The 19110-nt window shown below is 70.5% G+C and carries 14 protein-coding genes and 4 pseudogenes; 11 read left to right on the top strand and 7 right to left on the bottom strand.

Features of this window, described 5'->3' with window-relative positions; genetic code table 11:
- The first annotated feature begins 131 nt into the window (after positions 1 to 131).
- Positions 132 to 515, top strand: coding sequence for a hypothetical protein (locus QEG98_RS06975; protein WP_020478233.1), 384 nt, complete (start codon positions 132 to 134; stop codon positions 513 to 515).
- On the opposite strand, the gene QEG98_RS06970 is transcribed toward QEG98_RS06975, so the two are convergent.
- Both QEG98_RS06970 and QEG98_RS06965 read right to left on the bottom strand, forming a co-directional pair.
- Positions 505 to 2100 carry an adenylate/guanylate cyclase domain-containing protein gene (locus QEG98_RS06970; RefSeq protein ID WP_316566160.1) on the bottom strand — a complete coding sequence of 532 codons (1596 nt, stop codon included), beginning with the start codon at positions 2098 to 2100 and terminating at the stop codon, positions 505 to 507. The genes QEG98_RS06975 and QEG98_RS06970 overlap by 11 nt on opposite strands.
- A gap of 34 nt (positions 2101 to 2134) precedes the next feature.
- A pseudogene (locus QEG98_RS06965) lies at positions 2135 to 2988 on the bottom strand (metallophosphoesterase family protein).
- A 169-nt stretch (positions 2989 to 3157) separates the two neighbouring features.
- Between QEG98_RS06965 and gluQRS the strand changes: the two are divergent.
- The 7 genes from gluQRS to QEG98_RS06930 all read left to right on the top strand — a co-directional run bounded on the left by gluQRS (position 3158) and on the right by QEG98_RS06930 (position 9411).
- Positions 3158 to 4105 (top strand): tRNA glutamyl-Q(34) synthetase GluQRS, encoded by a 948-nt coding sequence (gluQRS, locus tag QEG98_RS06960; protein ID WP_316566159.1) that lies wholly within the window; start codon positions 3158 to 3160, stop codon positions 4103 to 4105.
- Between the two features lie 139 nt (positions 4106 to 4244).
- The gene (locus QEG98_RS06955; protein WP_316566158.1) at positions 4245 to 5222 is read left to right on the top strand and encodes a hypothetical protein; all 978 of its coding nucleotides are present in this window, start codon (positions 4245 to 4247) and stop codon (positions 5220 to 5222) included.
- Between the two features lie 140 nt (positions 5223 to 5362).
- Positions 5363 to 7027 carry a patatin-like phospholipase family protein gene (locus QEG98_RS06950; RefSeq protein ID WP_316566157.1) on the top strand — a complete coding sequence of 555 codons (1665 nt, stop codon included), beginning with the start codon at positions 5363 to 5365 and terminating at the stop codon, positions 7025 to 7027.
- A complete protein-coding gene (locus QEG98_RS06945) occupies positions 7000 to 7200 on the top strand; it encodes a hypothetical protein (protein ID WP_316566156.1) in 201 nt (66 codons plus the stop codon). The genes QEG98_RS06950 and QEG98_RS06945 overlap by 28 nt, the downstream gene beginning before the upstream one ends.
- 28 nt (positions 7201 to 7228) lie before the next feature.
- A complete protein-coding gene (locus QEG98_RS06940) occupies positions 7229 to 7882 on the top strand; it encodes an AgmX/PglI C-terminal domain-containing protein (protein ID WP_316566155.1) in 654 nt (217 codons plus the stop codon).
- A 40-nt stretch (positions 7883 to 7922) separates the two neighbouring features.
- Positions 7923 to 8759 carry a DUF4081 domain-containing protein gene (locus tag QEG98_RS06935; RefSeq protein WP_316566154.1) on the top strand — a complete coding sequence of 279 codons (837 nt, stop codon included), beginning with the start codon at positions 7923 to 7925 and terminating at the stop codon, positions 8757 to 8759.
- A gap of 28 nt (positions 8760 to 8787) precedes the next feature.
- On the top strand, positions 8788 to 9411 hold the full coding sequence (locus QEG98_RS06930; RefSeq protein WP_141620396.1) for a tRNA-(ms[2]io[6]A)-hydroxylase: 624 nt from the start codon (positions 8788 to 8790) through the stop codon (positions 9409 to 9411).
- Between the two features lie 4 nt (positions 9412 to 9415).
- On the opposite strand, the pseudogene QEG98_RS06925 reads toward QEG98_RS06930, so the two are convergent.
- Positions 9416 to 11277, bottom strand: a pseudogene (locus tag QEG98_RS06925) (SLC13 family permease).
- A gap of 210 nt (positions 11278 to 11487) precedes the next feature.
- Between QEG98_RS06925 and QEG98_RS06920 the strand changes: the two are divergent.
- From QEG98_RS06920 to QEG98_RS06910, 3 genes are all read left to right on the top strand, one after another.
- Positions 11488 to 13281: a phosphoenolpyruvate carboxykinase (GTP) gene (locus QEG98_RS06920; RefSeq protein WP_316566153.1), complete on the top strand. Its 1794-nt coding sequence runs from the start codon at positions 11488 to 11490 to the stop codon at positions 13279 to 13281.
- A 142-nt stretch (positions 13282 to 13423) separates the two neighbouring features.
- Complete coding sequence (locus QEG98_RS06915) at positions 13424 to 14242, top strand: hypothetical protein (protein WP_090484776.1); 819 nt, start codon at positions 13424 to 13426, stop codon at positions 14240 to 14242.
- Positions 14242 to 15672 (top strand): ABC transporter substrate-binding protein, encoded by a 1431-nt coding sequence (locus QEG98_RS06910; protein WP_316566152.1) that lies wholly within the window; start codon positions 14242 to 14244, stop codon positions 15670 to 15672. The genes QEG98_RS06915 and QEG98_RS06910 overlap by 1 nt, the downstream gene beginning before the upstream one ends.
- Positions 15673 to 15684: 12 nt before the next feature.
- On the opposite strand, the pseudogene QEG98_RS06905 reads toward QEG98_RS06910, so the two are convergent.
- The 4 genes and pseudogenes from QEG98_RS06905 to bioF all read right to left on the bottom strand — a co-directional run bounded on the left by QEG98_RS06905 (position 15685) and on the right by bioF (position 19108).
- Positions 15685 to 16850 (bottom strand): annotated as a pseudogene (locus QEG98_RS06905) (pyridoxal phosphate-dependent aminotransferase).
- Positions 16847 to 17125 carry a hypothetical protein gene (locus QEG98_RS06900; protein ID WP_090486935.1) on the bottom strand — a complete coding sequence of 93 codons (279 nt, stop codon included), beginning with the start codon at positions 17123 to 17125 and terminating at the stop codon, positions 16847 to 16849. The pseudogene QEG98_RS06905 and the gene QEG98_RS06900 overlap by 4 nt, the downstream one beginning before the upstream one ends.
- A 132-nt stretch (positions 17126 to 17257) precedes the next feature.
- Entirely contained in the window at positions 17258 to 17941 is a 684-nt protein-coding gene (gene bioD / locus QEG98_RS06895; protein ID WP_316566151.1) for a dethiobiotin synthase, read from the bottom strand.
- A pseudogene (gene bioF, locus QEG98_RS06890) lies at positions 17934 to 19108 on the bottom strand (8-amino-7-oxononanoate synthase). Before bioF ends, bioD begins: the two are co-directional and overlap by 8 nt.
- Between the last annotated feature and the right edge of the window lie 2 nt (positions 19109 to 19110).

Below are 19110 nucleotides of genomic sequence, written 5' to 3'. Positions count from 1 at the left end.
GGTCCTGAGTTACACCCCGAGCGGTGCGCCGTGTCGGTGGCGGACGCCCATGTCGATTGCGGGTGGTGCCCCTTGCACGCGACACGGCCATGGGCACATTCTTTCCATCGGCTTCCCCGGGGAGGTGGGCGATGCTTTCCATCCAGGAGCACGCAACGGTGGATGAGGCGAGCAGTGAGCTGCTCGACTTCGTTCTCGAGCCGTACAACTGGCTGTCACTGCCACGAACAGGCATGGACCCGGCAGCATGGCCCGGGCAGAACACGCTCTATCAGCGCCGCGTGGGGTCGCTGCGCATCTGCGCGTCCGTGGACGTGGCGGCCACGCTGGACGTTTTCCTGCACATCGCCTTCCGTGCACCGGGCCTCACGCCAGTGAAGGCGGCGGACCACCTGGAGAGCTTCCTCAAGCAGCGGCTGCCACTGACGCCCAACTCCGAATGGCAGGTGGAGGTGGACGAGCGCCGGTGGATTCACTTCTCGCGGCGCTACGCGGGCCCTCACCTCAAGGCGTGAGCGGCTCCAGCCGGTAGTGGCGCAGCGGCTGCGCCACGTTCTTCACGGGCGTCTCCGTCAGGGGCCCGAAGCGCAGGCCCTGGAAGAAGGGCTCATCCGAGCCCACCAGCGCGTCATGCACGCGGTCCATCACCAGCGTCTCCCGGAAACCCGCCAGTGACTGGAGGCGGGCCGCCTGGTTCATGCCGCTGGAGAAGGCCGTGTACTGACGGTTGGGTCCGAAGAGGCCGCAGTTGGCGTGCGCCAGGTTGACGCCCACCGCCACCCCCAGGCCCGGCAGCTTCACGCGCTCACACAGCGCCGCCACGTCCTCGTGCGCGCCCAGCGACGCGGTGAAGGCCTGGATGTCACACGCGGCCCGCACCGCCGCCTGCGCGCGCTCGCGTGGCCTGCTCTTGAAGAAGGGCGGCCCGAAGAGGCCGATGACACAGTCACCGACCATCTTGTCGAACACGCCGCCGTGCTCCCAGATGCAGCCCACGGCGCGCTGGCTCCACTCGTCCACGAAGCGGCCGATGTTGCGCGGGCTGTCGAAGCCCTGCTCGCAGATGCGGGTGAAGCCGTTGATGTCCGCGAAGAGGATGCCCACCTCCTGGTCCTGCGCCCGCAGGTACTGGGCGTAGGCGGGGTCGTGCAACAACGCGTCGATGATGGCGTTGGGGAAGAACTGCGACAGGTGGATGCGCTCGCGGTTGTAGTCCTGGAGCCGCTGACTCAGCGTGGACGCCAGCACCCGGATGAGGTCCATGGCGTAGGCGGAGAAGCCGCTGTCGTTCCACACGACAATCTTCCCCAGCGGGCCCTGCGCGGCGGCGCCGGAGATGAGCACGGCCTCGGTGGTGCGGCCGGAGAAGAGCCGCCGCAGCGTGGACGCCTCGCTCAGGAGCAGCCGGGGGCCGTGCTGGCGGATGGCCGCCTCCAACCCCGCATGGGGCTGCTCGCCGCTTTCGAACTCCAGGTGCCCGTTGCGATAGGTGCGGTAGTGCAGCACGTGCGGCTGCACCGCGTCCCGGTACAGCAGCAGGAAGCCTGGCAGGCGCACGCGCTGCGCCAGCGTCAACACGGTCAGGTCCATGCCCGCTTCGAAGACGGGGTTGGCCAGATGGCTGTTGCACTGGAGGATGAGCTGGTGCTTCTCCGACGCGGTGTGCACCAGGCACAACACCGTGTCGAGCTGCTCCGCCACGGTGTCCAGCACGCGCAACAGGCGCGCGGAGGAATCCGGCGCGGTGGCGTCGTCCGCGAAGAGGAGGCCGAACACACCCACGCGCGTTCCCGCCACGTCCAGGGGCTGGCTGACCAGGGTGTCCGCCCCCAACCGGCGCACGCCCATGGCACCTTCCAACAGCGCGCCGGGGTGACGGTCGCTCCAGTCCCCCGCGTTCCACGTCTGCTCCACCAGCTCCTCGTCGCGCGTGGTGATGGCCACGGCCTTGGCGCCGGTGAGCGAGAGCACCAACGGGAAGCAGCGCTTGAAGGTCTGCGTCAGCGTCTCACGCCCGCGCAGGCTCTCCTCCAAGGCGTCATCCACCGCGCGCTGGAGGGTGCGCAGCGCCTTGTACTCCTCCAGGGTGATGTCGGTCATCGGCTGCCCTTCTATCGCCGCCCGGGCGGTGCTGTCACAGGGCGGGCGTCTGTTGCTGGCCGCCGGACACCTGTCCGTCCGCCACGTCGATGAGCCAGTACCCCTCGTGTCCAGATTCGGTGGAGGAGCCCGCGCCAAAGACATGGGGCCGGTCGGCGGTGGCGGGGTGGTGGTAGCGCCGGTGGATGTGGCCATGCAGCACCGCGTAGCGCGGGCCCGGCAGCAGCTTCAGCAAGGCGTCCGCGTCCCGGAGGCCATGGTGCCAGCGGTCCGGTCGCCCATGGGGATTGAGCGGCGCGTGGTGCACCACCACCAGGATGGCGCGACCCTCCAACCGGGCGTCCTTCAGCAGCGCGGCCAGGCCTCCGAGCTGGGCCTCGCCGATGACGCCGTAGGACAGGCCCGGCGTGCGCGGCACACGGGCGGACAGCAGTCCCACCACCGCGGCCTCGGTGCCCAGCAGCCGGACGAAGGGAAAGGCGCCCTCACGGCGGTACTCCGGCAGGTCGCTCTCCAGCAGGTGGCCGAAGTACTTCGCGAAGCGCCCGGTGCGGTGGCTCCCGGGCGTGAAGACGTCGTGATTGCCGGGGATGACGGTGCAGCGGCGGGGTCCTCCGCCAGCGCGCCCAGGGACTGGCGGGCGCCGCTGAACTCAGCGTCCAGCGCGTACGCCGTCAGGTCGCCGGAGAGGATGAAGTGGTCCACCTGCGCGGCCTGCGCGTCCCGGGCAATGGCGGCCAGCGCCTGGGGCGCGCGCGCGTACCGCCGGGCGCGGCCTCCCACGGTGAGCTCCGCCAGGGCCATCCAACGTCGCCAGCCCAACCGGTGCAGCGGAAGCGCGAAGTAGTCCTCGGTGATGTGGACGTCGGAGCAGTGGGCGATGCGCATCGAGGGGTTTTCCGCCAATCACGGCGAACGTAGCACCCACCCCCGGGGGCGTCGACGAAGCAGGCCACGGGCACTGCGGCGGGCCCCCGCGTCGGTTATGGTCCCCCGCGACGATGATTCGCTCCGCGTGCCCGCACGCCCTCCTGCCCCACGGACCTCGGGGGCGCCCATGAGCCAGGTCCGAGGCCGCTTCGCCCCCAGCCCCACCGGGCGCATGCACCTGGGAAACATCCGCAGCGCGCTGCTCGGCTGGCTCCAGGCGAGGGCGGCCCATGGTCGCTTCCTGCTGCGCATCGAGGACCTGGACCGCGCGCGCTGCAAGCCGCAGTACGTCGACGACCTGCTGCGCGACATGGAATGGCTGGGGCTGGACTGGGACGAGCAGCCCGTCTTCCAGAGCCAGCGAGACGGCCTCTACCGCGACGCCCAGGCCCGGTTGGAACAAGCAGGGCGCGTGTATCCCTGCTTCTGCACACGCGCGGAGATTGCACGGGCCGCCAGCGCGCCTCACGGACTCTCCGACGAAGGCCCCCGCTACCCGGGCACCTGTGCGCACCTCACCCGCGAACAGATTTCCGAGCGCGCCCGCACGCGCGCGCCCGCGTACCGCTTCCGCGCGCGCCCTGGCGAGGTCCGCTTCGTGGACGGCTTGCAGGGTCCGTACTCGCAAGACGTGGACGCGGTGGTGGGCGACTTCGTCGTGCGGCGCAACGACGGCGTGGCCAGCTACCAGCTCGCGGTGGTGGTGGACGACGCGGCCACGGACATCACCCATGTGCTGCGCGGGGACGACCTGCTCTCCTCCACGCCCCGGCAGCTCCAGCTCTACACGTCGCTGGACTTGCGCGCGCCCGAGTTCCTCCATGTCCCGCTGGTGCTGGGCGAAGACGGCAAGCGCCTCGCCAAGCGCGAGGGTGCCTTCGCGCTCGCGGAGTTGCGTGAGCGAGGTGTGCCCCCCGAGCGGGTGCTGGGCCTGCTCGCCTCATGGAGTGGATGGGGAGACGGTGGCCCCATGACGCTGACCGAGTTGGTGCACAGCTTCCGTGCCGACAGGCTGCCGTGCGCGCCCGTGGTCGCGGGTGAAGCCGCGCTCCGAGAAGCACTCGGCCTGGGGTGAGCCCGGGCCCCGGCATCCTCCACGGGGAGCCATCCGGAAACGGCGAAATCGTGCGTCCGCTGCCCCATGCCCATGTTTACCGCGAACATGAGCGCCTTCTCCGCTCGGGGCGCTCTCAGGCATCAGGAGGGGCAGCACCATGGCAGCCATCGTCGAAAACCAAGCGCCCGGCGACATCTCCGCCGTCGCGGGCAACCCCTACAAGCTGAGCTGGGGCGCCATCTTCGGCGGCGCCTTCGTCTCATTGGCCCTGTCGATTCTCCTGTACTCGCTCGGCCTGGCACTCGGGCTGTCCTCCGTGGACCCCAACAACCCGGCCAGCGCCCGGTCGGCGGGCATCGGCACCGGCATCTGGAGCATCATCGCGCCCCTCATCGCCCTGTTCTGTGGCGGCTTCGTGGCCGCGCGCTCCGCGGGCCGGCTGGACAAGGGCGGCGGCGCGCTGCACGGCGCGGTGATGTGGGGCCTGACGACGCTGGTGGGCACCACCCTGTTGGGCATGCTGCTCTCCTCCGTGGTGGGCACCGCGTTGCGCGCGGGTGGCGCGGTGATAGGAGCCACCGGCGCGGCGGTGACAGGCGCGGCTTCGGGAGGAGGCCAGGCCGCGCAGGCCTTCGGCTTGGACGCCAATGACGCGCTCGGCCCCATCAACCGGCGCCTCCAGGCGGAGGGCAAGCCGACCATCACCGCCAACCAGATCCAGGCCGCTACGTCCGATGTCCTGAGCACCGCCCTGCGCACGGGCAACCTCGACCAGGAGGTGCTCGTCACCTCCATCGCGGACAACACACGTCTGTCTCGCCAGGACGCGCAGGAGGTCGCAGGCAGGGTGAGCGACCAGTTCACCGCGTTCCGGGGCAAGGTCGGCCAGGTGGGCCAGCAGTTCCAGCAGGGCGCGCTGCAGGCGGCGGAGCCCACCAGCCGGGTCTTCTGGGGCATCTTCGGGTCGCTCCTGCTGGGCCTCATCTCCGCGATGCTCGGCGCCACGGTGGGCGTGAGCCGCCGCCAGCGCATCGCGGCCGAGGGCGCCGTCATCACCACGCCGCCCACCCGCCCCACGGAGCCCCCCTGCCCCGCCGCGAGGTGTATCCGTAGGGGAAGGTTGGCGTGGCCGTGAGCGCCGTCCCCGAGGGCTCACGGCCGTCGCCTTCCACACACTCCGCGCCACGCCCGCACGCGCGCATGCGCTAACATCCTCCCTGACGAGGCGGCGGGCCCAGGCACGCGGTGGCGTCGCGCGCCTTTCGGGGGACTCCCATGAACCGGAGCACCACGTACCTGCTGTGTCTCACCGCGCTGGCCACCGTCTCCAGCGGCTGCTTCCTGCGCACGGGCTACATCCTCGACGCGCTGAACACACCCGGGGACCCGCAGGCGGCGCCGCTGCCCGTGCCCATCCAGGAGCGCGCGGCGCGCATCACACGCACGCACCTGGTGGACGCCTACGCCGCCCCCGCCGAAGCCGCGCGCTGGATGTCCGCGATGGGCAACGCGCCCCAGCCCATCCTCGAGCAACTGGACTGCCTGAAGCAGAGCGCGGGCGGCAGCAACAGCGCGTGCTACGAGCGCTTCCTCAAGACCGCCATGGAGTCGCCGCAGTGGGGCCTGCCGTCGCTGCCCACCACGGTGGACCCCGCCGCGCCCTCACCGCGCGAAGTGGACGCCGCGCGCTTCCTGGCCAACACGCTGGGCATCGCCGCATCGCTGGTGGCCCTGCGTGATGCCCAGGGGGACCGCGTGCCCATCCAGGTGCTCACCCGCGGCATCCGCGAAGGCGCCGAGTCCGCCGCGCAATACGTCAGCGTCCGCAAGTGGAACCGCACGCTGGGACGCCCATCCAACGCCATTGTCCTGAGCGGCGGCGGCGCCAATGGCGCGTTCAGCGCGGGGGCCATCTGGCGGCTGCTCGGCGTGCTGGAGCAGTGCCGCGGCAAGCCCGCGCCGGAGGGCTGTGGAGACGCGCGCATCGACCTGGCGGCGGGCAGCAGCACCGGCGCGCTCATCAGCACGCTGGTGGACCTGTTCCACACGCCGGGCCACGAAGAGGCCGCGCGCCAGCTGCTCGTCAGCAACTACACCTGCTCGGTGGAGTCGGACCTGTACTGCGTCAACAACACCTGGATTTGGAAGATTGCCTCCGACCTGCGCGGACTGGTCCAGTTCGACGGCATCTACGGCAAGCTGCGCGCGGCGATGGTCCCCGAGCAGCTCACCAACGGCACGGAGCTGGTGGCCGTCTCCGTGGACTTCGACACCGGTGACGTCTTCGGCATCAGCGACCAGGACCCGGCGAACCTCGACCCGAACGCCACCGAACAGCAGCGCGTGGAGGGCATCATCAACGGCGTCGTCGCCTCCATCGTGGAGCCCGTGCTCGCAGACCCGGTGCCGTGGCTGCCGTCACACACCGGGAGGATGAAGGGCTCCTTCTTCGACGGCGGCGTGCGCTCCGGCCTGCCGCTGCTCCAAGCCGTTCAGCGCGGCGCCGAGCGCGTGCTGGTCATCTCCACCGGCAGCGTGGAGCCGTCACCGGAGCACCCGCCGGACAACGCCGTCAGCGTGCTGATGCGCACCATCGACCTGTTCGTCGCCCAGCCGCGCGTGGGTGAGGTGCAGCAGGGGAGATGGCCGCCGTGGGCCGGCGCTTCGCGGAGCACAACGTCTGCGTGGAGCGCCTGGCGAACGTGGCTGACGCCGCCAGCGTCAACGCCTTCTGCCGCCGCACGGGCCCCGGCTTCGTCCCGCGCGAGCCCGGGGCCCTCAAGGCGGCCACCAGCATGTGGCTGGGCTCCGCCCGCTTCGACCAGGTGGCCTCCAGCTGGCGTTCGTCGTGGATGTTCCGTCCGGACTCGCAGCTCCAGACGGCCAGCGGCTACGGCTTCTCGCCGGAGGTCATGCGGCCGCTGTTCAAGGAAGGCGTGAAGCACTTCCAGCAGCGTTGCCATGAAGTGCTGCGCCTCTTCGAGATTCAGGGCACGCTGGCCGCCTCGGAGTGCGACAAGCCGGTGGACGACGCGGTGGCGGAAGCCGAGGCGCGGTTCGCTCCACTGGCCCAGTGCACGAAGGGCAAGCCCGAGCAGCGCTCGTGCAAGTGAGCCCTGGAGGCATATCCTCCTGGCGTCCATGTCCGACCGGTCGTCCCTCATCCGTTGGCTCGTCATTCCCGGTGTGAGCCTGGGCGTGCTCATCCTGAGCGCCGCCCTCTCCTACTGGCTGACGCGCCCCGTCCACGACGCGCCGCTGCCCGTCGGACCGCCCCCCGCCGACGAGCTGCCCGCCCCGCAGCCGCCCGGCACACGCATCGCCCCCACGCCCGGCCTGTCACCGCCCAGCGTCACACCTCCACCGGTGCAGCCTCCGCCCGGCTTCCCGTCCTCGCGGACCGACGTGCCCGCGCCGCCCGCGGCCTCGGGGGACCCACGGCGCGTGGTGGAGGTGGAGCCGGTGGTCGAATCCACCACCGGCCGCATCCACGCCGACGACATCCGTGCCGCCATCCAGGCAGTGACTCCGCTCGTGCAGCAATGTTTCGAGGACGCGGCACAACGCAACCGGGGTCCGCAGACAGTGAAGCTGCGCTTCACCGTGGAGGCGGGCAACGAGGGCGGGGTGATGAGCGCGGGCGAGTTGGTGTCCAGCACCATCCCCGACCCCTTCGTGCAGGCGTGCGCGCTGGACTCGCTGCTGGACGTCCGCTTCCCGGCGCCCTTTGGCGGAGGCAAGGCGACGGTCGTCTACCCCTTCGAGTTCCGTGTCCCTGGGGAGACTGGCCGGTAGGGCCCGGTTTTGCGTAAGGTGCCGGAGCCCCCGACCCTTCATGCCCGTTACCGTCGAACAGCTTGGTCCCCATGACGCGGAAGCCCTTCGGGGGCTTTTGTCGAAGGACCCGGTCCACAACCTCTACCTGCTGGGGTTGCTGGAGGAGTTCGGCGTCGCCCCCCGTGGCAGGGTGCCCTTCGCCTTCTACGGTCGCTTCGACAGCCAGGTCCTCACCGCCGCCGTGTTCGTGGGCGGCGACGGCGGGCTGGTGGTGCCCAGCGCGAGCGATGCGGGCGCCACCAGCGTCATCGCAGACGCGCTGTCCTCGCGCCTGACGCTGCGCTCCACCGTGGGCGACAAGTCGTCGGTGGACGCGTTGCTGCGCAGCCTGGCCCCAGGCAAGCCACGTCTGTCGCGCACGCAGCGGCTGTTCAGCGTGTCGGCGGATGACCTGGGCCCCTTCACCAACCCGCTCTTGCGGCTGGCGAAGGAAGAGGACCTGCCCCGGCTGCTGCCGCTGGCCCAGGGCTACGTGCGCGAGGTGCACGAGCGAGACCCATTGGCCGAGGACCCGCGAGGCTACGAGGCCCGCGTCATCCAGCGCGTGCGCCAGCGCCGCACCTACGTGTTGGAGGAGAATGGCGCGCTGGTGTTCAAGGTGGATATCGGCAGCCGCTCCCAGTACGGCGCGGAGCTGGAGGGCCTCTACACGCTGCCCGCCGAGCGCAAGAAGGGCCACGCCCTGCTGTGCCTGGGCCAGATTTCCCGCCACCTGCTGTCCTCGCTGCCGCGGCTGACCCTGCGCATCGACGAGCGGGACGAGAGCACCGCCCGCATCGCCCGCAAGGTCGGCTACCTGGCCGGCCGGACGTGGCGGCTCGTCCTGGTGGAGTAGCCGCCGGCCGCGTACAGTCCGCGCCCGCATGAGCCGTCCCACGCCTTCCCGCCGTCCCCTCTCTGGAGAGGGCCCCGTCATTCTTCACGCCGCCACCGACCCGCGCTGGCTGCCCCTGGCGCTCGAGCGGTTCGACGAGGTGCTGGTGGACCATGCCCACTGCGAGAAGAAGGCCGCCGCCAACGCGCTGTCCATGCTCCAGGCCTACCCGGACCTGCCGGGGCTTCCCTCGCAGATGGCGCGGCTGGCGCGCGAGGAGAGCGCTCACCTGGCCCGCGTGTTGGACTTGATGGCGGCGCGTGGCCTCACGCTGACCAAGGACGCGGGAGACCCCTACGCCCAGGGCCTGCAGAAGCTGATTCGCACGCCCGCCGCCGAGCGCCGCATGGACCGGCTGCTGGTGGCCGCCGTCATCGAAGCCCGCTCCTGCGAGCGGCTGTCCCTGCTGGCCGAAGGCCTCACCGACCCGGCCCTGGCGCGCTTCTACGGCGAGCTGGCCCAGTCCGAGGACGGCCATCAGTCCCTCTTCTACCGGCTGGCCGTCACCGCGTCCGAAGGCGACGAAGCCAGCGTGAAGGCGCGGCTGGAGTGGATGCTGGAGCGCGAGGCGCAGGTCATCACCGACGTGGGGCTGCGCGCCGCAATCCACTGAGCCGTCACGGCCCCGTGGGCGCCCGGAGGCCCTCGGCCGGACGATGCGCCACCGGCGCCGGTGAGGCGCCCTTCTCCAGCGGCCACGCCCAGGGCACGGCCACCGTGAGCAGGACGACCAGCACCGCGGTGAGCGGCGTGCCCAGGCGGAAGAAGTCCGTGAAGCGGTAGTGCCCCGGCCCGTACACGAGCACGCAGCTGGGCTCCAGCGGGGTGATGAACGAACAGCTGGCCGCCAGCGTCACCGCCATGGCGAAGGGCCGCGCGTCCACGCCGAGCTGCTGCGCGGCGTTGATGGCCACGGGCAGCACCACCAGTGCCGCGGCCTGGTTGCTCATCGGCGCGGACAGGACGATGGTCAGCACCATCAGCACCACCATCACCATGCGTGGGCCCCCAATGCGCCCAACGCCGCCACCCTGTCTCCCACGAACGCGCCCGCGCCGCTCACCTCCATGGCCAGCCCCAGCGCCATCATGGAGCCGATGAGCAGCACCACGCGCCAGTCCACGCGGAACGCGGTGCGCGGGTCCACGCAGCCAGTGGCAATCATCAGCAACATGCCGGTGAGGCCCGCCACCGACAGCGGCACCACGTTCAGCGAGCCCGCCGCCAGCGCTCCCAGGAACAGCACCACCGCCAGCAGCGCCTTGCCGTAGCGCGGCGGCTGGTACTCGTGGCCGCTGAGCACCGTCAGGTTGCCGCCCCGCGCCAGCTCGTCCACCCGGTCGCGCGCGCCGCGCAGCAGCAGCACGTCTCCCACCGACAGCGGCAGCATGGACAGCGAGCGCTCCCCGAAGGTGCGGCCCAGGAGCTGGAGCTTGGTGACGCGCTGGATGGCGGGCTTGCGGTGCAGGGCCAGCGCCACCAGGCCGTAGCGCTCCACGAAGAGCGTCTCCTTCAAGCTGCGCCCCACCAACGGGCTGTCGGGCGGCACGCTGGCTTCAATGAGGATGGAGTCCTTGTCGTGCAGCTCCTCGTCGGACAGCCGCACGTCCGGGCGGATCTGGATGCCGCGCAGGTCCTTCACCCGCAGAATCACCTCGCGGTTGCCCTCGATGAGCAGCCGCTCGTCGCCGCGCAGCCGGTACCCCGGCACTGCGGACAGGGCCACGCCGTCGCGGATGATGCCGATGACGCGCAGCCCCAGCCCCTCCGAGATGTCCCCCAGCTCCTTGCCCACGTAGCGCGAGTCCGGGGGCAGCACCGCCTCCGTGAGGTAGTCGCGCAGCGTCCAGTCCTCCATGGCACCGCGGCCCTCGCGCGCCGGCAGCAACCACGGCGCCAGCAGCACCACCCCGAGGATGCCGACAATCGCCAGCGGCAGCCCCACCGGCGCCAGCTCCGTCACGCCGATGCCCGGCATGCCCAGCCGCTGCATCGCTGCGGACATCACCAGGTTGGTGGAGGTGCCGTAGAGGAACACCATGCCGCCCAACATGGAGGCGTACGCCAGCGGCAGCAGCACCTTGCTCTTGGGCACCTTGGCACGCTGGGCCGCGCCGATGGCCACCGGCAGGAAGGCCGCCGTCGTCACCGTGTTGGAGATGACAGAGGAGAAGGCCGCCACCGCCACCATCATCGCCATGACGAACGTCTGATGGCCGAAGCGGGCGAAGAAGGCCAACCGTTGACCCACCAACTGAACCACGCCCGTCGATGCGAGCCCCTGCGTCATCGCGAGCAGCGTGAAGATGAAGATGACCGTGTCGTTGCTGAACCCCTCGAACGCCTGCACGGGCGTGAGCACGCCGGTGAGCGCCAGCAGGCACACCACCACGAGCGAGCTGACCTCGATGGGAAGCGTGTCGAACGAGAACAGCACCAGCGCGACGACGACAACACCCAGGACGATGGCGATGGTCATAAGGCCCGCCCCAACCTGTATTCGCTGCGCTGATATGGCGAGTGCCGTGGCGCAGTGCGCCGTTTACTTCTGGATGACCAGCCGCTGATAAGTGGAATTAGGAGGGGCCTGTTCGGTACCAAGGCGGGTGACCGGTCGCGGGTTGCATTTATGCCCCCCTTCCAGAACGTTTGGGGCCTGTCTCCAGACCTGAACCACGAGGACGAATTCATGGCTTCGACGCAAGTTGCGGCGGAGGGCCAGCAGGCCCCCACGAAAAACCCCACGCTCCTGGCCTGGGTGGCCAAGATGGCCGAGATGACCCAGCCAGACAGCATCGTCTGGTGTGACGGGTCCGAGGCGGAGAAGAAGCGGCTGACGGACCAGGCGGTGAAGGAGGGCATCCTCATCCCGCTGAACCCGGAGAAGCGCCCCAACAGCTACCTCCACCGCTCCAACCCGAACGACGTGGCGCGCGTGGAGCACCTCACGTTCATCTGCACGCCGAACAAGACGGACGCCGGCCCGACGAACAACTGGATGGAGCCCGAGGCGGCCTATACCAAGCTGGGCAACCTGTTCACCGGGTGCATGAAGGGCCGCACCATGTACGTGGTGCCCTACGCCATGGGCCCCATCGGCAGCCCCTTCACCAAGCTGGGCGTGGAGCTGACCGACAGCATCTACGTCGTGCTGAACATGCGCATCATGGCGCGCATGGGGAAGCAGGCGCTGGACATGCTGGGTGACAGCGACGACTTCAACCGCGGCCTGCACAGCACCGGCGACGTGGACCCCGACCGCCGCTACATCTGCCACTTCCCCCAGGACAACACCATCTGGAGCTTCGGCTCCGGCTACGGCGGCAACGTGCTGCTGGGCAAGAAGTGCCTCGCGCTGCGCATCGGCAGCTACCTGGGCCGCGAGGAAGGCTGGATGGCCGAGCACATGCTCATCCTGGGCGTCACCAGCCCCAAGGGTGAGACGACCTACGTCGCCGCCGCCTTCCCGTCCGCGTGTGGCAAGACGAACTTCGCGATGATGATTCCGCCCCCCGAGTACAAGGGCTGGAAGATTGAGACCGTCGGCGACGACATCGCGTGGATGCACCCCGGCAAGGATGGCCGCCTGTACGCCATCAACCCGGAGGCCGGCTACTTCGGCGTGGTGCCCGGCACCAACTACAAGACGAACCCCAACGCGATGGAGTCCATCGCCAAGGACACCATCTTCACCAACGTGGCGCTGACGGCGGACGGCGACGTGTGGTGGGAGGGCAAGGACGGCGAGGTCCCCGACGAGCTCACCGACTGGCAGGGCCGCCCCTGGAAGAAGGGCAGCGCGGAGAAGGCGGCGCACCCCAACAGCCGCTTCACCGCGCCCATGTCCAACAACCCGGCGCTGAGCCCCAAGGCCAACGACCCGATGGGCGTGCCCATCTCCGCGCTCATCTTCGGCGGCCGCCGCTCCAACACCGTTCCGCTGGTGCTCCAGGCCTTCAACTGGACCCACGGCGTGTTCCTGGGCGCCACCATGGGCAGCGAGACGACGGCCGCGGCCACCGGCAAGGTCGGCGTCGTGCGCCGCGACCCCATGGCCATGCTGCCCTTCTGCGGCTACCACATGGGTGACTACCTCCAGCACTGGCTGGACATGCAGAAGCACATCGCCCAGCTGCCGAAGATCTTCCAGGTCAACTGGTTCCGCCAGGACAAGAACGGCAAGTTCATGTGGCCGGGCTTCGGCGAGAACATGCGCGTGCTGGAGTGGATCGTGAACCGCGTCCACGGCCGCGTCCCCACCCAGGAGACGCTGCTGGGCTGGGTGCCCCGCGCCGACCAGGGCCTCAACCTCAATGGCCTGGACCTGGCCTCCGACGTGGTGACGGAAGTCACGTCCATCAAGGAGGACGAATGGAAGGCTGAGCTGAAGAGCCAGGAGGTCTTCTTCGAGCAGCTCGGCACCAAGGCGCCGGACGCGCTGATGCTCCAGCGCAAGCTGCTGATGGCGCGCCTGGACCACTGAGTCCCCGCCTGCCTGTCGCAGGCTGAACCCCCGGGGCCGCCTCCCGCTCGCACCGAGCGCGGTGGGCGGCCCCTCCATTTTTCACAGGAAGTAATAGTCAGCGCTTCGACCTTCCCGGAGCTCCGCGCTAGGCTCTCAGGTCATGAGACTGGCTTTCGTGTTGTCGGTGATTCTCGCGCTGGCGCCACCGGTGGCGTTCGCGCAGCGCGGAAAAAATGCAGCGGCCCTCATCAAGGACGGCGAGCGGCTGTACCAGGCAGGCAAGTACCGCGAGGCGGCGGATGCGCTGAAGAAGGCGCATGAAGCCCAGCCCCACCCGCGGCTCATCTACAACATCGCCATCTCCCTCGAGAACGCGGGAGAGCTGCGCGAAGCGGTGACCTGGTACCAGCAGTACGTCGGCGCCACCGACGGCACGGACCCGACGCTGCTCAAGCGCAGCGCGCGCAGCATCGACCGGCTGCGGGTGCTCATCGAGAAGGAAGACCAGGTCGCGGCCGCGACCAACGCCGAGCGCCAGCGGCTCCAGGACGAAGCGGACGCCGCGCGCCGGCAGGCGGAAGAAGAGCAGCTCGCGGCCCGCCGCGCCGAGGAGGAGAGCCGGCGCCAGCAGGAGGCGGAGCTGCAGCGCGCGTTGACGTCCTACAAGCGCCAGCGCATCGGCGCGTTCGCCGCGGCGGGCGTGGGCGCGGCGGGCGTGGTGGCGGGCGTGCTGTTCGGCATGCAGGCGCGCGACGCGCGTGAGCAGTTCGACGGCGCCACCCGGGTGGAGACCAAGGAGGAGTTCGCCGACAAGACGCGCAGCCGGGCGCTGCTGGCGGACGTCGGCTTCGGCGTGGGACTGGCTGGTGTCATCACCGCCATCGTCCTCTACCCGAAGGATGGCCCCCCGGTTGCGGGGGAGATTCGAGTCACGATGGCGCCCAAGGGCGCCGGAGCAGGAATGGCGGTGAGCTTCTGATGCGCGCGCTGCGATTGATGATGACGGGAAGCACCCTGCTGATGGCCGGGTGCAGCTTCACCACCGCCAGTGGACTGACCGAGTGCGAGACGTCCTCGGACTGTGAAACCGCGCAGGTGTGCACCGCTGGCTACTGCCTGCCGCAGCCAGAGGGCTGTGGAGTGGTCTACGGCCCGGCCTCCGCGGCCAACGCCATTCCCCTGGGCGCCACGGTGCCACTGAGCACCTCCGACGGCCCGGACGAGTCCGAGGTGCAGGCGCTCAACGCCATCAAGCTGGCGCTGGACGAAATCAACCAGCGGGAGGGCGTCAACGGCCGGCCCTTCGTCCTCCACATCTGCGACACGCGCTCGGAGCCGAACCGCGCCGCCGAGCAGGCCCAGTGGCTGATGCGCGAGCGCCAGGTGCCGATGATCTTCACCTCCAGCAGCGCCCAGGCGCTCGCGGTGTCCTCGTTCACCGTGCCCAACGGCGTGCTGATGATGACGTACAGCGCCACCAGCCCGGACCTCGCCGCCATCAACGACCAGAACGGCACCACGGCAGGCCTCGTCTGGCGGACGGCCCCGTCCGACGTGCTGCAGGGCCGCATCATCGGAGACCTGCTCCAGGGCAACATCCTGGTGAACGGCGCCCCGCTCTACGACAGCATCTCCAAGGTCGGCATCAGCTACGTGAATGACGCCTACGGGCAAGGCCTCTTCGGCGTGACGCTGGGGCGCATCGACTCCACCCAGCGGACCGTGACGTCCGCCCAGTACACCCGCAACAGCGCCGACGTCTCCAGTGTGGTGCAGCACATCACCACCAGTCTGCCGGATGTCGAGGTCCTCATCGGCTTCTCCGAGGACAACGCGCGCATCATCAACCAGACGGCCACCGCGGGCCGGACCACCCAGCGGTGGTTCTTCACCGACGCCGGCAAGGACCGGGGCCTCTTCACCGCGCTGGGCGCCAACGAGGCGCTCGTGGACGATGCCTACGGCACGTCTCCGGCGCAGGCCCGTCCAGACCTCGTCTATCAGCTGTTCGCCCAGCGCTTCCGCTCCGCCTTCAACCAGACGGACCCGGGGCAGTACTCCTTCACCGCGCACGCGTATGACGCCATGTACCTGGTGGCGCTCGGCGCCGCGTACGCCGCCGGTCCCGACGTCAACACCCCGCAGGCCATCACCGGCGCGCGCATTGCGGATGGCCTGGCGCTCGTGACGCCGGGCGAGGCAGGCACGTCCCTGAACTTCAACCTGGGCACGGAGGGCTTCGCGGGCGCTCGCGCGGCCATCCGCAATGGACAGGTCATCAACGTGACGGGCGCCAGCGGCAACCTCGACTTCGACGCCACGGGCGAGGCGCCGTCCGAGTACGAGCTGTTCCGCGTGAAGGACGGCGGGTTCCAGACGGTGCAGCTCATCGCACCGCCCACGGAGTGACGTGACGGGGCCTCAGGGCCTCAACATCCGCGCGAGCACCTCGACGGCGGCGGCGAAATCCTCGGGCTGGGGCAGCAGCGACAGCACGAGGAAGGCGCCGCCGCCGAAGTCGTAGAAGTAGCCCGGCTGCACCCGCACGCCCGCGTCCAACAGGGCCAGGCAGGTGGCCTCCTCGCCGGGCGCCCTCGGAATCCGCACTACCGCGCTCCACCCGCCCTCCGCCGGCACCACGTCCCAGCGGGCGTCGCGAGGCCGGGCCGCGAGCAGGCGCTGGCGGTTGCCCTTCACCCGCTCCAGCACCGCCGCCTGGAAGCGCGGCGCATGGGCCAGGAGCGCGGGCAGGGCCCGCTGCACGGGCGTGCCCACGGGCAGGTACGTGTCCCCCACCCAGTCCAACCGGGCCAGCGCCTCGTCACGGAGCGCCGCGGGCCGCCCACGTGCGTCCACGCCAGCTTGAGCCCGGGCAGCCCCGCGGACTTGGAGAGGCCGGAGAGGGCGAAGGTGAGCATCGGCAGCGCGCGCCCCGCCACGGTGGCCACGCGCCCGGGCGCAGGCGCCCATGCGAAGGGCGAGAAGACTTCGTCGCAGACGAGCGCCAGCTGGCGCCGCGCGCACACGTCCGCCAGCGCCGCCAGTTCACCTTCGTGCAGGAAGTGGCCGGTGGGGTTGCCGGGGTTCACCACCAGCACCGCGCGGGTGCGCGCGTCGCACGCCGCAGCCACCTCCTCCGCGTCCAGGCCGAAGCCATGCACGCGCGGCAAGGCGTAGGAACGCGTCTGGACGCCCTCCAGGCGCGCGAGGTGCTCGAAGAGGGGGTAGCAGGGGGCCGGGACGAGAACGTTGTCCCCTGGCTCGCACAGGAGCTTGAAGAGCCAGCCGTAGGCTTCACTGGTGCTGGAGGTCAGCAGCAGGTGCGCTTCGGAGACCTGGGCGCCCCGCGCCGCGAAGTCCGCCACCAGCGCCTGTCGCGCGGAGGCGAGCCCCAGGGACTCGGGTTCGTAGGTGAAGGCGTCGTCGGGGGCCAGGAGCGCCGCGTCCGGCAGGGGCAACCCCACACGCGTGGGGTTGGATTCCGTCAGGTCCAGGAGGGGGCATCCGCTGGCGCGGAGCCTCTCGAGCGCCAGTGCCAGCGGGTTGGGTGTCCGTGCGAAGTCCGTTCGCGCGGAGAAGCGGCTCACAGGCCCGTTTGCAGCATGGCGTTCGCGACACGACGAATCAGGTCGCGGCGAACCTCCTTGCGGCAGTGCTCGATGGCCTTGTCGTGAGGCCGGGGAAGTTGAGGGTCGCGCGCGCGCAGAGCGGTCCGGAGCACGAGTTCCACCTTGGAGGGCTCGATGTGAAAGAGCCGAGGCCCTTCCTTTTGCAGGAAGTAGGAAAGCCCCCTCTGGTCGATGAGCTTCTTGTAGAACCGCCGGACGTCCGCGAGGAACGTGAGATCGATGATGTCCGCCATTCGTGAGGCGTTCTCGCGCGGAAAAAACGGCACGTCCATTTCACGGCCGCATGTCCCGAAAACTTGCGCAACCTGTAGCACTGGCCCTCGGAACGAAACGCGCCGGAGGCCGATTTTCCGGCCTCCGCGCGTTCAGGGCAGCAGCGGCCGCAGCGCGCGGCGAAACGCGGCATGGCGGCGCCGCGCGTCGGGAAGATAGGGCACCGGTCCCAGCACCGGGACGCCGTGCCGCGCCTCCAGGAGCCGCTGGTTGTCGCGCTCCGAAACATCCTTCGCGGATGTCCCGCGCGACAGCAGCACGGCCCGCACGGGAATGCGGCGCGCGGCCAGCGCCTGGAGCGACAGCGCGGTGTGGTTGAGCGTGCCCAGGCCCGCGCGCGCCACCAGCAGCACCGGCAGGCGCAAGGTGGCGATGAGGTCGATGACGTCGTGCTTCGAGTCCAGCGGCACGAACAGGCCCCCTGCCCCCTCCACCACGGCGTTGCCCCCGCACAGCCGACGCCACGCGGCCAGCGTGACGTCCCAGTCGGGCTCGCGTCCCAGGCGGCTGGCGGCCACGCCGGGCGCCACGGGCAGGCGGAAGCGGTGAGGACACACGTCATCCACGCTCAGCGAGCTGCCCGCCGCCGCGCGCAGGGCCAGCGCGTCCGCGGGTGCACGCGGGGACGCGCAGCCGCTCTCGTAGGGCTTGAAGCCCTGGGGCCGCAGCCCCGCGTCCGCCAGCAGCGACAGGAGCGCGCACGACGCCTGCGTCTTCCCCACGCCGGTGTCCGTGCCCGTCACGAAAATCTGGAACGGCTTCCCACGCTCAGCCACGGCGGACTCCCACGGTGCGCAGCGCCTCCAGCGCCAGGTCCACGTGGCCCACGGTGTGGGAAGCGGACAGGCAGAAGCGCAGGCGGCTGGTGCCCTCGGGGACGGTGGGCGGGCGGATGGCCTTCACCAGCACGCCCGCCTCGCGCAGACGGCGCGCGGCGTCCAGCGCTCGCTCGGGCTCGCCGAGGATGATGGGGAACACGGCGCTGCGAGGCTCGGCGCGCACGCCCAAGCCGCGCAGGCCGTCCGCGAAGCGACGGATGTTGCGCCACAGCCGCTCGCGCAGGTCCGGGTCGCCCTCCACGGCGTCCACGGCGGCCTCGGCGGCGGCGCACAGGTGCGCGGGCAGCGCGGTGGAGAAGACGAAGGGCCGCGCGCGGGATACCAGCAGGTCCGCCACCTCGCGTGAGGTCGCCACGTACGCGCCCATGACGCCCAGCGCCTTGCTCAGCGTGCCCATGCGCAGGTCCACCGCGTCTTCCAACCCCAGCTCATCGCAGAGGCCCGCTCCGCGTGCGCCCAGCACGCCGGTGGCATGCGCTTCGTCCACCATCAGCGCGGCGCCGTGGGCCCGGCACGCGGCGACGATGTCGCGCAGCGGGGCCACGTCTCCGTCCATGGAGAAGACGGTGTCCGTCACCACCAGCTTGCGGCGCGCGGGCGTCTCCGCCAGGGCGCGCGTGAGCGCCTCCACGTCCGCGTGGGGATAGACGCAGACGCGGGCGCGTGACAGCCGGCAGCCATCCACGAGCGAGGCGTGGTTGAGGGCATCGGAGAAGACGGCGTCTTCGGGCCCCACCAGCGCGGGGATGATGCCGGTGTTGGCGGCGTAGCCGCTGTTGAAGAGGCGCACGGCCTCCGCGCGCTCGAAGGCGGCCAGCCGCGTTTCCAACCGGTGATGCGCGGCGGTGTCGCCCACCACCAACCGGCTGGCACCGGTGCCCACGCCGTAGCGCTCCACAGCGGCCAGCGCCGCGGCACGCACGGTGGGCGACGCGGCCAGCCCCAGGTAGTCATTGGACGAGAAGTTGACGAGCGTCTCGCCCCCACGCGCACCACGGGCCCCTGGGGAGAATCCAGGGGCTCCAGGTAGCGGCGCAGGCCGCGCTCGGACAGGGCCTCCAGGTCCTCCCGGGCCCACGCCGCCGCGACGGCTTCATCACTCACGG

The sequence above is a fragment of the Myxococcus sp. MxC21-1 genome, assembly GCF_032612255.1.
Lineage (GTDB): Bacteria > Myxococcota > Myxococcia > Myxococcales > Myxococcaceae > Myxococcus > Myxococcus virescens.
Note: the sequence above shows the minus strand (reverse complement) of the source record. Positions and strands in the feature narration are given on the sequence as shown.